Source organism: Streptomyces sp. NPDC038135, assembly GCF_055601245.1.
Genome location: NZ_JBVJXS010000010.1, coordinates 49481 through 62498, shown reverse-complemented (window position 1 = coordinate 62498; position 13018 = coordinate 49481). Strand labels below are relative to the sequence as shown.

The 13018-nt window shown below is 68.3% G+C and carries 13 protein-coding genes and 2 pseudogenes; 9 read left to right on the top strand and 6 right to left on the bottom strand.

Annotated elements, in window-relative coordinates; translation table 11 throughout:
* Positions 1 to 117 precede the first annotated feature (117 nt).
* Complete coding sequence (locus ACZ7JA_RS27515; RefSeq protein WP_470810974.1) at positions 118 to 945, top strand: class I SAM-dependent methyltransferase; 828 nt, start codon at positions 118 to 120, stop codon at positions 943 to 945.
* A 164-nt stretch (positions 946 to 1109) separates the two neighbouring features.
* A pseudogene (locus ACZ7JA_RS27510) lies at positions 1110 to 1436 on the top strand (transposase); the annotation flags it as partial.
* A gap of 71 nt (positions 1437 to 1507) precedes the next feature.
* Here ACZ7JA_RS27510 and ACZ7JA_RS27505 read toward each other — a convergent pair.
* From ACZ7JA_RS27505 to ACZ7JA_RS27485, 5 genes are all read right to left on the bottom strand, one after another.
* The gene (locus ACZ7JA_RS27505) at positions 1508 to 1834 is read right to left on the bottom strand and encodes an SCO5918 family protein (RefSeq protein ID WP_470810972.1); all 327 of its coding nucleotides are present in this window, start codon (positions 1832 to 1834) and stop codon (positions 1508 to 1510) included.
* Positions 1835 to 1885: 51 nt separating this feature from the next.
* Positions 1886 to 2287, bottom strand: a complete 402-nt coding sequence (locus ACZ7JA_RS27500) for a CBS domain-containing protein (protein WP_470810970.1) — start codon at positions 2285 to 2287, stop codon at positions 1886 to 1888.
* 46 nt (positions 2288 to 2333) lie between these two features.
* The gene (locus ACZ7JA_RS27495) at positions 2334 to 3830 is read right to left on the bottom strand and encodes a DEAD/DEAH box helicase (RefSeq protein ID WP_470810968.1); all 1497 of its coding nucleotides are present in this window, start codon (positions 3828 to 3830) and stop codon (positions 2334 to 2336) included.
* 358 nt (positions 3831 to 4188) lie between these two features.
* Positions 4189 to 4392, bottom strand: coding sequence for a cold-shock protein (locus tag ACZ7JA_RS27490; protein WP_210867802.1), 204 nt, complete (start codon positions 4390 to 4392; stop codon positions 4189 to 4191).
* Between the two features lie 436 nt (positions 4393 to 4828).
* Entirely contained in the window at positions 4829 to 4990 is a 162-nt protein-coding gene (locus tag ACZ7JA_RS27485; RefSeq protein ID WP_450743935.1) for a hypothetical protein, read from the bottom strand.
* Between the two features lie 494 nt (positions 4991 to 5484).
* Between ACZ7JA_RS27485 and ACZ7JA_RS27480 the strand changes: the two are divergent.
* The 7 genes and pseudogenes from ACZ7JA_RS27480 to ACZ7JA_RS27450 all read left to right on the top strand — a co-directional run.
* Positions 5485 to 5703 (top strand): annotated as a pseudogene (locus ACZ7JA_RS27480) (SOS response-associated peptidase family protein); the annotation flags it as partial.
* A 229-nt stretch (positions 5704 to 5932) separates the two neighbouring features.
* Positions 5933 to 6229 (top strand): hypothetical protein, encoded by a 297-nt coding sequence (locus ACZ7JA_RS27475; RefSeq protein ID WP_389298407.1) that lies wholly within the window; start codon positions 5933 to 5935, stop codon positions 6227 to 6229.
* Between the two features lie 428 nt (positions 6230 to 6657).
* Positions 6658 to 7455 carry a hypothetical protein gene (locus ACZ7JA_RS27470; RefSeq protein WP_470810966.1) on the top strand — a complete coding sequence of 266 codons (798 nt, stop codon included), beginning with the start codon at positions 6658 to 6660 and terminating at the stop codon, positions 7453 to 7455.
* A 407-nt stretch (positions 7456 to 7862) separates the two neighbouring features.
* Positions 7863 to 10196 (top strand): molybdopterin cofactor-binding domain-containing protein, encoded by a 2334-nt coding sequence (locus tag ACZ7JA_RS27465; RefSeq protein WP_470810964.1) that lies wholly within the window; start codon positions 7863 to 7865, stop codon positions 10194 to 10196.
* Between the two features lie 9 nt (positions 10197 to 10205).
* A complete protein-coding gene (locus ACZ7JA_RS27460) occupies positions 10206 to 10682 on the top strand; it encodes a (2Fe-2S)-binding protein (RefSeq protein WP_470810962.1) in 477 nt (158 codons plus the stop codon).
* A 39-nt stretch (positions 10683 to 10721) separates the two neighbouring features.
* Positions 10722 to 10970 carry an XdhC family protein gene (locus tag ACZ7JA_RS27455; protein ID WP_470810960.1) on the top strand — a complete coding sequence of 83 codons (249 nt, stop codon included), beginning with the start codon at positions 10722 to 10724 and terminating at the stop codon, positions 10968 to 10970.
* A gap of 615 nt (positions 10971 to 11585) precedes the next feature.
* Positions 11586 to 12092 (top strand): hypothetical protein, encoded by a 507-nt coding sequence (locus tag ACZ7JA_RS27450; protein WP_470810958.1) that lies wholly within the window; start codon positions 11586 to 11588, stop codon positions 12090 to 12092.
* A 506-nt stretch (positions 12093 to 12598) separates the two neighbouring features.
* On the opposite strand, the gene ACZ7JA_RS27445 is transcribed toward ACZ7JA_RS27450, so the two are convergent.
* Entirely contained in the window at positions 12599 to 12925 is a 327-nt protein-coding gene (locus ACZ7JA_RS27445) for an STAS domain-containing protein (RefSeq protein WP_351669445.1), read from the bottom strand.
* Positions 12926 to 13018 lie beyond the last annotated feature (93 nt).

The following is a 13018-nucleotide window of genomic DNA, read 5'->3' as shown; positions in this document are numbered from 1 at the left end:
GGGTCCACGGCCGAACGGTGCTGGCGGAGCAGACAGAAAAGACCGGCACGGCTGCTGTTGAGGAGCTGCCGTTAAACCAGTGGCGCCGCGTGGACGAGCCTCATAACTTGTGCGCTCGTGACTGATGATCCGCAGATGCGCCCGAATCGACAGGATCTCGGCCGAGTGTTCAACGAAGTGCCCGAGCTCTACGACCGGGTCCGGCCGGGATACCCTGACGAACTGTTCGTGGACCTTGTCACCGTCACTGGCATGGACGAAAGGTCGTCGGTGCTGGAGGTGGGCTGCGGTACCGGCCAGGCGACGCGCTCGCTGGCAGCGTTCGGGTGCTCGGTGACCGCCATCGAGCCGGGCGCGGACATGGCCGCACTCGCTCGCCAGCGGATCGCCGCCTTCGGCAACGTCGAAGTCGAAACGTCGATGTTTGAGGAGTGGGACGACCGCGGTCGACGCTTCGATGTCCTTGTGGCTGCGTCGTCGTGGCACTGGGTCGACCCGTCGATCGGCTGGCAGCGAGCGCACGATGTGCTCCGCCCCGCAGGCTGGATGGCACTGCTCGGCAACGTCGTCGTCCGCCGAGTTGGAGAGCCGGAGGTGTACGCCGAGACCGCCGATCTCCACGAGCGGTTCTGCCCCGGGAACCCCGGCTGGGGTCACCCTCCCCTGGAGGACGACGTGCGCACCACCGACGAGGGCTGGGGTCTGGTCGACGACCCCGGAGGATTGTTCGGCCCAACGATCGTGCGCTGGTACCCGACCGTGCAGTGGTTCAACGGGGACGGCTTTGCCGATCACCTTCGCTCGTTGTCGCTGTACCGGAGGCTCGACCGCGACGTCCGTGAGCCCCTGCTCGATGCAATCGCCGAGCGCATCCGCACGCGGATGGGCGATCGAGCATCCCGCCGTTACCTGAGCGTGCTCCGCGTCGGAGAGCGCGCCGAGTGAGCCCAGCGGTGAAGGACCTGCCGGCACCGCTCGACCGCCGTGCTGTACGACGAGGGCGGGGCGGACAGGGGCACCAGCTGAGCGCGCGGCAGCCGGAGCGCGCCCCCGCTTCCGAGTCCGGTCACCGGTCCAGTCGCTACGGTGGCTCCGCCCTTCCGGCACTGCCCGCCGATGCCGCCGACCGAGCTGTCCAGCACTGGGAAGGCGACCTGATGGTCGGCGAGAGGAACGGCTCCGCCATCGGCACCCGGGTCGAACGCAGCACCCACTACCTGATGCTCGTGCACCTCCCACGCAACGACGGCGCCGCTGCTCCGCAACGCGCTCACCGAGCCCGTCCAGCCCCTCCCGCCTCCCCGATGCGGTCGCTGACCTGGGACCAGGGCATCGAGATCCTGGACGCCATCGCCACCGAACTCAGCAACCGCCCACGCAAAGCGCTCGGCTGGGAGACCCCGGCCGAGCGCCTGCACAGTCTGCTCGCGGCTTGATCGACTCGCCGCGGTGTTGCTACGCCCCCTGAAATTCGCTCACGCCGGTGGGGCCTCACTGCTCGTTCGGCTCAGACCTGTCCGTAAGTCAGGCGGAGAGGGGGGAGCGCCGAGCGTTGCGGAAGCCGGCTCGACGGGCCGGCCAGGGGCGCAGATGCGGCGGTAGGGCGGGTGCGGCAGGTGAAGCCGAGTTGGGTCATCGCCCTGAGGACTTCGCCGGTGCTGAAATCGCGGCGGTCCTGGCGGGTGATGACCTGGCCGACCTGCTTGGCGGGGTAGTGGCGTCGTCCGATGATGACGAACTCACCGGTAGCCGGCTCAGGTGTGACGCCCTTCATCGATCCCACCACGCTGCTCTTGGTCAGGTCGAACGGGAAGCGGGCGATGACACAGCGCATGATGCCTCCAGGAAGAAGTGAGGGCGAGGGCCGGGTAGGGGCAAGGGTGGTTCAGCGGGAGAGGGCGACGACGTACAGGGCGCTGTCGTGTCCCTCCGCCACGGGCGGGGTTCCGAGCCGGCGGCAGCGCATCGCACGCTCGGCTTCGGCCCCCGTGGCCGGCGGCGAGACGAAGGGCCCGATGACGTCAGCGATGTCACGCAGGCGGATCCGGTCCGTGTACGCGGAACCGTCACGAACGGCCATGAGCCCGGCCCGGGTGACCAGGCCGGTGTGCGAGCCGTCCTCGTCGCAGACGACCAGATGACCTGTACGGGCGGCGGCCATCACGGACAGTGCCACCTCCACGGTCATGTCCTCCCAGACCTGCGGTCCGGCCGCGTCCATGGTGTCGGCCACCGTGTGCGCGGGGTGGGCGCTCGCCGGGCGCAACTGCGTCTGGTTCAGCGTCAAAGGGTGCCTCCTGCGGAGTTGGGCCGGCTTCCTGATCACCACGGTTCTATGCCGCCGCACCGGCGGTGGACTGCCGTACGGGCGCGCGGCGGGCCGCCGGGACGGGGCGGCGTCGGCCGCGTGAGGTGGCGCCGCGCTTCTTGGGGCGTTGCACCACCGGTGCGGTGATGACGACCGGGATGCCGGAGGGGGCCTGGGCGCCGGTGATGCGGTGCAGGGCCTCTTCGCCGACGCGGACCTGGGTGGTCTGCGGGACGATGCCGGCCGCTGCCATGAGGCGGGTCATGCCGCGGCGCTGGTTGGGGGTGACCAGGGTGACGACGCTGCCGGACTCTCCTGCGCGGGCGGTACGGCCACCGCGGTGGAGGTAGTCCTTGTGGTCGGTCGGCGGGTCGACATTGACGACGAGGTCGAGGTTGTCGACGTGGATGCCACGCGCCGCGACGTTGGTCGCTACCAGCACGCTGACGTGTCCGGTCTTGAACTGGGCCAGCGTGCGGGTGCGCTGTGGCTGTGACTTCCCGCCGTGCAGGGCGGCGGCCCGTACCCCGCTGTTCAGGAGGTGCTCGGTGAGGCCGTCGACGGCGTGCTTGGTGTCGAGGAACATGATCACGCGGCCGTCGCGTGCGGCGATCTGGGTGGTTGCCGCGTGCTTGTCGGCGCCGTGAACGTGGAGCACGTGGTGCTCCATCGTCGTGACCGCGCCGGCCGAGGGGTCGACGGAGTGCACGACCGGGTCGCTGAGGTAGCGGCGCACGAGCAGGTCGACGTTCCGGTCGAGAGTGGCGGAGAACAGCATGCGCTGGCCTTCGGGGCGGACCTGGTCGAGGAGGGCGGTGACCTGCGGCATGAAGCCCATGTCGGCCATCTGGTCGGCCTCGTCGAGGACGGTGACGGAAACCTGGTCCAGCCGGCAGTCGCCGCGGTCGATGAGATCTTTCAGACGTCCCGGTGTGGCGACGACGACCTCGGCGCCACCGCGCATCGCGCTCACCTGCCGGCCGATCGGCATTCCGCCCACCACCGTGGCGAGCCGCAGCCTCACGGAGCGGGCGTACGGGGCGAGCGCGTCGGTGACCTGCTGCGCCAGCTCACGCGTGGGTACGAGGATCAGCCCCAGCGGCTGCCTGGCCTCGGCGCGCTGCCCTGCGGTACGGGCCAGCAACGCCAACCCGAAAGCGAGGGTCTTGCCGGAACCGGTGCGGCCACGGCCCAGCACGTCGCGGCCGGCGAGGGAGTTCGGCAGGGTCGCGGCCTGGATCGGGAAGGGTACGGTCACGCCTTGCGAGCTGAGCGCGCCCAGCAGCGCCCGGGGCATGTCGAGATCGGCGAAGCCCTCTGCGGCGGGGAGCGCGGGAGTGATCGTCCTGGGCAGCGCGAACTCCCCCTGGGCCGCGGCGGGCCGGCGGCCGTAACCACCGGAACGGCTCGGCCCGGCGGAGCGGCTCCTGGCCGACGAACCGAATCGGCTGGCACCCCTTCCGGATTCGGTACTGCCGTTACGGGTGCGGGTGAAGCGGTCGTTCGTGCGTGTGCGGTTCATGCGGAACCTTCCTCGACGCGGCACATATCAAGGAATTCCCGCAGCGATCAGCAGCACAGAGAATTGCAAGAATGGACCGGTGGAATGCGAAAGCGAATCTGACCGACGAAAAATTTGTGCGGGCAGAGGAGCTGGAGTGAGTGGCGCGAAGCGGACGCAATGTTCGGGAGTCCACCGCGATGAAGCCGTGAAGGGATGCGCAGGGATGCGTGCACCCCTGAAGGATGCTCCGTAAGGAGTACGTCTACCGGTTTCCTGGTGGGCGTCCGCAGGCGAAACCACTGCGGGAAAATGCGCGTAGCTGGGGCCCGCACCCCGAAGGACGCGGGCCCCAGCTACGAGTACGCGACAGTCAGCGTCAGGCGAGAACGATGTTCTCGGCCGTCGGGCCCTTCTGGCCCTGCGCGATGTCGAAGGTCACCTTCTGGCCCTCCTGCAGCTCGCGGAAGCCCTGGGCGGCAATGTTCGAGTAGTGGGCGAACACATCGGCGCCGCCGCCGTCCTGCTCGATGAAGCCGAAGCCCTTTTCCGCGTTGAACCACTTCACGGTACCAGCAGCCATGTCATTTCTCCTTCGGGGCAGTGCATCGGGATCCGCACTGCGCGGACCTCGTGTCGCCGCGATGATCACCCCGTCCGGAAAAAGAACCGGATAACAAAAGCGCCTCCGGTGGCACAGATACCGACCCGAGGGCACTTGAAGTTTTGGGAACCACAACTGCAACCGACATCGACAGTAGCACGCCGCAGCGGCCTGTGTACGGTGAAGAATCCCACTCCGCCTAATGCGATTGGAAATCTGTCTGCCCGTTCCGTTGAAATCTCAGCTCGCGAGCACAGATATTGACCCAGCCGGGCGTAGCGTTTCGGGAAGTTTTGGGGGCGCCCAGCGTAAGAGGTGCTCCTCCAAGGGACGGTGCAGGGGAGCGTGGGGGTCAGGGTGGCACCGGCAAGCGTCACGTCTCCGGCGCTACTCTCCGCTTCGCGGGCACCTCGGATCAGCGATTGGAGAGGCGGTACCCATCGGCGCGGAATCCGTCCACTGCGGGAGGCGTGGCGTCGGTACGCGAGCTGGCCAGAGCCCAGCTGGTGACGGTGCCGATGCGGCGGTCGATCCGGCGGCGGGCGCGCTCGCGGTTGGGGTAAGGGCGGTGAGCCATGATCCGCGGCCTGGCAGAGAGCCCAGTTCCGACTCGACACGTCGTCAACCTGTTGACCACGCCCGCCTCAACACCGGTGTGACGTGCCTCAGGCCGCATGGTGCGTGGCCTGGCACGGCCGACGTGTGTGTGGCAATTGGACCGGCACAGTCGAGGACTGAGCATCAAGAGGCCGTGGCTCGCCGCCGCCATGGCAGCGTTGATCATCTACCACTTCTCGCCCTACTCATGAGCGATCACGGTTGAGCGCAATCGCGCCTCCTACGCAGCACAGGACGCGCGCCTCGCGCGTCGCGCCCCGGCCGCCGTCCTCGCCGGCGAGCCCCCGCCCGAGGCGTGGATGGAGGACATCACCGCCCCCGGCACGGACGAGGAGGACGAGCAGCGCACCTACCCCGGCTGCTGACTGACCGCTGCCGCGCGAGCCACGTCTTGTGGGGGCCGTGCCACTGGCTGCGGTGTGTCCGCCGCCCGCCGTCGCGTACGGTGCCAGCGCCACCGACGCAGCCGGCCACGTGCACCCTCGCATCCCGCTGGCGCTCGCCGAGGACCACTACGACGCCTGGCTCGACCCCACCCACCAAGACCCCGACCACCTGCGCGCTCTCCTCGGCCAGCCCGCCGGCGGACACCTCGACGCCCGCCCCGTGTCGACAGCCGTCAACAACGTCCGCAACAACGGCCCCCAACGCCTCGACCCGGTCAGCCTGTAATCGCAGTAAGGGGCCAGTCAAAGACGGTCAGTCTGGCGGGAGTTGGAGCACACCAGCGACCGAAGCGACCGACCGCTACAAGCGCTGGTTGTCCGGCCGAAGCGCGGTGCGAAATCTCGACAGCGTTCCCGGCTCGGCTATGTCCGGGAACGGTCGATCGTCGCAGGCGCCGGCAACCCGCGGCTGCCTGGCTGCGTCCGTGATTGCACAGTGAAAGGGGAGCGGAGCCGTGTCGGAAGGCTTGACGGACAAGGACAAGCCCGCAGTAGTGCCGTTCGCGGCGTACCTGTGGGCGGCGGTGATGACTGGCGGCGGCGCGTTCGCCCTGGTCCATGACAGCACGGGTTGGCATCGTTGGATCTACGTGCTGAGCCTGCTCGGCGGTCTGACCGGGGTTGGCGAGTGCGCGCAGCGAGCTCGCCGAGCCCGTGCCGCGCGCCTGCCCCAGCCATGGCTGCCTCCGGCGCTTCTGGTGGCGTACGCGACGGCCGTGGTGGTGGCCTTGGTCGTGCTGGCGGTGCGGTAGCGGTCCCGGTCCGTGTGGGAGGCGGCGTGTCGCGGACCGCCTCGCGCAGTACCGCCGGCATTGCCAGGCCTTCGCCCAGATGCGCCGCGTTGCGCTCGCCGCCTCGTCGGAGGCTCGCCGGCCTGCGGTCCGGGCCTGCGTGGCCGGCAGGTCCCCGCCCATATCCACACCAACGACCAACCTGGCCACGTCGCGGGAGTCCGCACTGGCTTATATGCGGGGTCTGATCGCTCCGCTGCAACGGCAGAACGGCTGGGCGCAGGCGGCCGGCCGTGACTGCCATCGGGTGTGAAGCGGTGCCGGGTACCGCTCCTGGATGATCTAGAGTTCCGGCGGCGCTAATCGATCCGCCGATCAGTTACTCGACTCAGGGGTGGGGATTGATCACTGTGAATTCTGCTGCTGCGCAGCGGAGAATGCCGGCGACCGTGCGGCGGGCAGCCGCCGCGGCGGTGGCCGGGGGTATGGCGCTGGTGGGCGTGGGGCTCACGGCGCCGGCGGCACACGCGGCCGAAGGCGACATCTCGTTCTCGAACGTCGTCCTCAACAACGGTAAGCCCATCGTCGTCGGCCTCAGCGCCGAGGTCGAGGCCCCGCTGACCTACACGGTCAAGAGCAACGTGTCACTCGACGACTGGTGGGTCGAGGCGTACCGCACCAACGGGTCCACCAAGTACCTGCTCGCGATCTCCACGACGCAGTGGGGCTGCCGGACGTCCTCCGCTGGGGGTTACACCTTCCGCGACTGCGACGAGACGATGACCATCGACCCGGACGGCATGCCGGGCGGGAACGGCAACCATCTCGTCAACAGTGACGCCGCGACGTGGAAGACCCTCGGAACGGGCATCAAGAAGAACGGCGGTTACGACACCGACCTGCTCTCCGCGACCGTCCGCCTCCAGCGTGCCTCGCGTATCCAGAACGCGAACGCGTCCCCCGAACCCGTCGCAAAGGGCAGGCCGATCACCGTCACCGGCACCGTGCAGCGCGCCAACTGGAGTCGGCACCGCTACGACAACTACGGTGACCGGCTGGTGAAACTGCAGTTCAAGCCCGCCGGTTCCAGCAGCTACTCCACGGTGAAGACGGTCACCGCCAGCAGTAGCGGCTACCTCAAGACCAGCGGGACAGCCTCGCAGGACGGCACCTGGCGCTGGAGGTACAGCGGCAACACCACCACCGGTGCCAGCAACTCCTCCGGCGACTACGTCGACGTGACCTGAGACCCGTGCCACGGTCACCAGCCCGACCGCCGTAGCCCTGCAGGCCGCACGTCTCGGCACCGTCGTTCTGTGAGGCCTTGGTAGGCGGGAAATTCGGCTGGCGGACTCTGACTGAGGTGGCTCGCCGATCAGAGTCCAGCGTGACCTGTTGTGTCCCTGCACAGTTCACTGGCCCAGTTCACTGGTGCTCGGCCACTAGACCACGACGTGCTGCGGACCTAGTCTCTGACCCGCCCGCATACGGAAACCCTCCTTCCGTTCACCGCTGAGGGCTGACACCTGCCTGCCCGCGCGCCTAGTCGCCCTTGCATCTCTCGTTGCCCAGGAACAGCCCGCCCCCTGTCCCGCCCGAGTGCGCCGGCGAACAGGGCAGCAGAGCGGACGACCGGATCAGAAAGGAAGGCCCGATGACCGACATCCCTGCCCAGGGGAGCCGCACCTCCGGTCGCGGTGAACGCGCGCCGATCGGACGCCGCACGTTCATGGGGTATGTGCTGGCCGGCGCCACCCTGGCTGTCGCCGCCGAACTCCCGCTGGGCGCGCCCGCTCACGCGGCGGTGCCCTCCGTGCCGCAGATCCCGGAGCTGTACGACCTGGAGGACATGCAGACCGACGCCGCGCGGCCGACGTCCGCACTGATCAAGATCGTGCTGCACGAGGACGGCACGGCGTCGTTCGAGCTGCCGCGCATGGAGGTCGGACAGGGCATCACCACCTCCACGGCGATGATCATCGCGGAGGAGCTCGACCTGCCCGTCGACAAGGTACGGGTGACGCTCGCACCGGCGCGTCCGGAGTTGCTGCTCAACCAGCTGACGGGCGGGTCGAACACCACGGTGTCGATGTTCACCCCGGTGCGGGTGGCCGCGGCGATTGCCCGCAAGGCGCTCCTCGAAGCCGCGGCGATCGAACTCGGCTCGGTCGTGGGCCTGTTGAAGTCCAAGGCCGGGGTGATCTCGGCGCCGGACGGATCGTCGGTGTCGTACGGGGAGCTGGCGGTCAGAGCCGCGAGCAGCACGGTCAAGATGGTCGAGGCCGAGCTCAAGCCGGTCTCGGAGTTCTCGGTGATCGGCAAGCCGCACGGTCGTGACGACGCGCGGCTCGCGGTCACCGGGCAGAAGAAGTACGCGATGGATCTGCAGGTGCCGGACGCGCTGCCGACCATGGTGTGCCGGCCTCCGACGCTGAACGGGTCGCCGAAGTCGGTGCGCAACAAGGCGGAGGTGCTCGCGCTGCCGGGGGTCACGGACGTGGCCGTGGTCGACACCGGGGTCGCGGTGCGCGCGAAAACGTTCGGGCAGTGCATCGACGCGGTGCGGGCGCTCCAAGTGGAGTGGGCGGCCGGTTCGGTGGAGGGTGAGTCCGACGAGACGATCCTGGCGCGGCTGCGGAAGGCCGAACTGCCGCTGGCGGTCCCGGACATCCCGCTGCTCGCCAAGACGGTGGAGGCGGACTTCACATTCATGTTCCGCAGCAGCGCGGCGCTGGAGCCGAACTGCGCGATCGCCGACGTCCGCACCGACCGGGCGACGGTGTGGGCGGGCCTGAAGTCACCGATCGTGGCGCAGGGCGACATCGCCAAGGCCATCGGACTGCCGCAGACCGCAGTGACGGTCAACGTCATAACGGGGGGCGGTTCGTTCGGGCACAAACTCTTCGGCGACGCCGCGATCGAGGCCGCGAAGATCTCCAAAGCCATGGGCAAGCCGGTCAAGCTGATGTGGCACCGCGCGGACGAGCCCCGGCAGGGCCGCGTGCACCCCATGGCCACGTCCCGGATCCGCGCCACGTATCTGGCCGGACAGGTGCTCACCTTCGAGCAGCGGCACACGAGTGTGGTGACCGACTTCAGTCACGGGCTCGGCGAGATGATCACGGCGACGGCGGATCGGCTGCCCACCGGGCTCGGCGGGCTGGCGTTCTCGGAGACGATCTTCACGCTCACCCAGGAGCTGCCGTACAACTTCGGTGTCGTCACGCAACTGCTCACCGAGACCGACTCCCGGTTCAACACCGGGAGCATGCGCAACATCTACTCCCCCGACGTGGCGTGCGCGAACGAGCTGGTCGTCGACCAGCTGGCGAAGAAGATGGACAAGGACCCGCTCGAGTTCCGGCTCGCGTTCCTGAAGAACGCGCGGGTCAAGGCGGCGTTGAAGAAGGTCGCCGAGGTGGGTGACTGGGGCCGGTCGATGCCCGCGGGAACGGCCCAGGGCATCGCGATCCACAGCGAGTACAAGGGCGCGACCGCCGTGCTCGTCGAGATCGACTGCCGCCCTCAAACGGTGAACCGGAAAGTGCCGAACGGTGCGACCGGGCCACGCGTCACAAAGGCGGTCATCGCCGTCGACGCCGGACTCGTGATCAACCCCAAGGGGCTCGAGGCCCAGATGATGGGCGGCGTCTCGGACGGCATCGCGCTCGCTCTGACCAGCAGCCTGCACCTGCGCAACGGGCACTTCCTCGAGGCCAGCTGGGACAACTACTTCTACACCCGGCAGTGGAACGTCCCCACTGACTTCCAGTGCGTCGTGATGCCCTCCGACTCGCAGCAGCCCGGCGGCGCCGGCGAGGCGGGCGTGGCCGCGTCCGTGGCGGCGGTCGCGTGTGCCTACGCGCGGGCGACCGGCACGGTCCCGACGCGTTTCCCGGTCAACCACAGCACGGTCGACTTCGAGGTCAAGCCGTTCGTCCCGCCGGTCCCCCAGTCGCCGTCCGACGGCCTGAGCCACACCTTCTGAGGAGCCCACGTGAGCACCCACACCTTCATCCTCAACGGCAAGCCCGTCACCGTCGACGTCGACGACAGCGTCCGGCTGCTGTGGGTCCTGCGGGACGTGCTCGGCGTGACCGGCCCGAAGTACGGCTGCGGCATCAACGTCTGCAAGGCCTGCACGTCCCACGTCAACGGCAAGGCGTTCAACCCCTGTTCCGTCGAGGTCAAGGACATCGGCCCGGACGACGAGATCACCACGATCGAGGGCCTCGCCGACACAGTCGACGGCGACCTGCACCCCATGCAGGAGGCCTGGCTCGAATACGACGTGGCACAGTGCGGCTACTGCCAGCCCGGACAGATCATGGCCGCCGTCGCCAAGGTCAGGCAGGCCAGGGCGGCCGGCCGCGAGATCACCGACGCGGACCTCGACGAGATCCGCAACATCTGCCGCTGCGGCACCTACAACCGCATCCGGGAAGCGATCAAGGCGGGCGCGGAACGTATGTGAAGGCGCGTCCGCACGTCTCAGGACCATCCGACCAGGGAAATGAGCACCGTGCTGGACCTGAGAGACCAGTTGCTCCGTTGGCACGAGGAGGGGCGGGCCTTCGCCGTCGCGACCATGGTGGCGGTCCACGGGAGCGCTCCCCGGTCACCGGGTTCAGCACTGGCCGTAGGTGTCGACAGGGCTGTCATCGGAAGTGCGTACGGCAGTTGCGTGGAGGGCGCCGTGTACGACTTGTGCCAGGAAGCCCTGGCATCCGGCGCCTGCACACTGGAGTCCTTTGGGTACTGACGCCTTCGCCATCGGCCTGACCTGCGGAGGGTCCTTGGACGTCTTTGTTCAGCCCTTCCTGCCGGCCGAGCACCCGGAAATGACGGGTCCCTGGCCTTGGCAGGTGCCACGGACCCGGTGACCGTGGCCCGGGTCGTCCGCGGACCTGCCGAGCAAGCTGGCCAGGTCGTGTGCGTACGGGCGGACGGAACCAGCCGTCAGCAACTTCGCCGATCCGGTCCTGGAGGCAATGGCGGCATGCGCCGCTCGCTGGTTTCGCGGTAGTCGCACAGGCCCTGATCGCGCCATCGGCACTCGGTGACGGTCACGCAGGCGTGGGCGTCGAGGTCGGGCCAGTTGTCGGCGCCCGTATGCAGGGCGTTGCCGCGGCCGCAGGACGGGCAGCGTCTGCGCTCGGCGTGGCTGCGTTTCCCGGCGCGCTGAGGTCCGCTGTTCCTGGTGCCCGGCTTCTCAGCCGGCGGTGCGGTGCCCGGGAAGTTTGATGGTGGGGTAAGGGCGTTGACCCGGTGTCGGTCGACTCGACGATCGTGCGAGCCCACCAGCACGTCATGGCGGACTTCCGAGGGCGTCTCGGATCGGTCACCATGGAGGTCCGTCGGCGATCCGAGGGTGGGGATGAGCGAGGGTGGGAACGTTCTGGACGGGCAACAGAGCGGGCGGGAGCAGGTCGGACCCGCCCCGTGGCTGGCGCTGGCCTGTCTGGTCGGGCTGTTGCTGGCCTACGTCGTACTGACGAATTTCACCGCAGAGCTTCGGGCAGCGCTGTGGGGCAAGCCCGGCACCGTGACCGAAGTCGACTGCCGGACGTACGACAACACCGTGGCCAATGCGGGAACGTCAACGTCCTGCTCAGGCATCTTCACCCCGGACGACGGCGACTCGTCGTTCGAAGTCCCCGTCGAGGGCGACATCGATTCGCAAGCGGTCCGCGCGTGGCTGGTGGACGGCACATCCGGCACCGCGTATGTCTCACCGACGGTGTGGTCGGGGGTGCTCCCGGTGGGACTGTCTCTCTTCCTGGCCGGTCTCCCCGCGGCGGTGACGGTGAAGCGCGTGCGCCATATCCACGCACAACGCCCCGGAGAGCCGTTTCACGGATCAGCCCCGGAGTCGAGTGCGTGATCGACGGACAAACACGACGGGTACAGCGAGCAAGTCACCTTGCTCGACATCAACAAGTGGGCCCGTTGCCATAGGAGCGGCCCGCGAGCGAGGGCCCGTCTCCCTCCGTGCGCTCCGTAGCGGCACAGGCCTGAGCCGAGTCGACCGCCATCTACGGCTCAGCCCCGCCAGGTGGCGCGCTCATCCGCCAACTGAAGCGCTCAGTGAGCTCGATCATGCCCTACAGCCTGCTGTGCTGAGCGGGCTCTCCAAACGGATCGCTGCGCCTTGGTCGCGAGTCCCGACCGAGAGCATGGGGCGGCCTGGTGCTGCACTGGTCCAGCGCGCACCTTCCCACACTGAGCCCGCACGAGCGCGAGGTGCAGTGAGAACGGCTCCTGGCCTGGATCGTTGGTCAAGGGGCATTCTCGTGTCCTTTACCGCGACTGTCTGATGCCCTCGTGGTTCCCGCTTGGTCGGGCACGGCTGCGGCATGGGATTACGTGATCAGTGTCAGGCCCCGTCGACTAGCGGGAGAGGGCCGCTTCAGCCTCGGCGGGAGTGTCATAGACCGACAAAACCTGATTGATTCCGGTCATCTCCAACATGCGCAGTAGATGCTGCGGCACACGAGCCAAGGCCAGTTCCGCACCGTGCTCGTTCGCCCGCAGCCGGGCCAGTAGCAGCACGTTGAGCCCAGATGAGTCGCAAAAGGTTACCTCGGACAGCTCCAGCACGATGACTCGGGCACTGCGAGTGATGAGTCGGTTGAGATCCTCGGTCAACGCCGAGCGGCTCTCATGGTCCATCTCGCCTCGTACCAGGCCCACGACACCATCGTCCGAAGCTGTCATCTCGACCGTGCAATCGCCCATCATGTCCTCTCAACCGCCTGTCCGACGAGCCGTGCGCGGAGACTGCAAACCGCCTTGGCGCGCCACTGAGGG

Bases quoted from the DNA above. Each gene is read 5' to 3' on its own strand.
- ACZ7JA_RS27455 (WP_470810960.1), top strand. From the start codon at position 10,722: ATGAGCACCGTGCTGGACCTGAGAGACCAGTTGCTCCGTTGGCACGAG.
- ACZ7JA_RS27490 (WP_210867802.1), bottom strand. From the start codon at position 4,392: ATGGCTGCTGGTACCGTGAAGTGGTTCAACGCGGAAAAGGGCTTCGGC.
- ACZ7JA_RS27450 (WP_470810958.1), top strand. From the start codon at position 11,586: ATGAGCGAGGGTGGGAACGTTCTGGACGGGCAACAGAGCGGGCGGGAG.
- ACZ7JA_RS27495 (WP_470810968.1), bottom strand. From the start codon at position 3,830: ATGAACCGCACACGCACGAACGACCGCTTCACCCGCACCCGTAACGGC.
- ACZ7JA_RS27505 (WP_470810972.1), bottom strand. From the start codon at position 1,834: ATGCGCTGTGTCATCGCCCGCTTCCCGTTCGACCTGACCAAGAGCAGC.
- ACZ7JA_RS27465 (WP_470810964.1), top strand. From the start codon at position 7,863: ATGACCGACATCCCTGCCCAGGGGAGCCGCACCTCCGGTCGCGGTGAA.
- ACZ7JA_RS27445 (WP_351669445.1), bottom strand. From the start codon at position 12,925: ATGACAGCTTCGGACGATGGTGTCGTGGGCCTGGTACGAGGCGAGATG.
- ACZ7JA_RS27485 (WP_450743935.1), bottom strand. From the start codon at position 4,990: ATGGCTCACCGCCCTTACCCCAACCGCGAGCGCGCCCGCCGCCGGATC.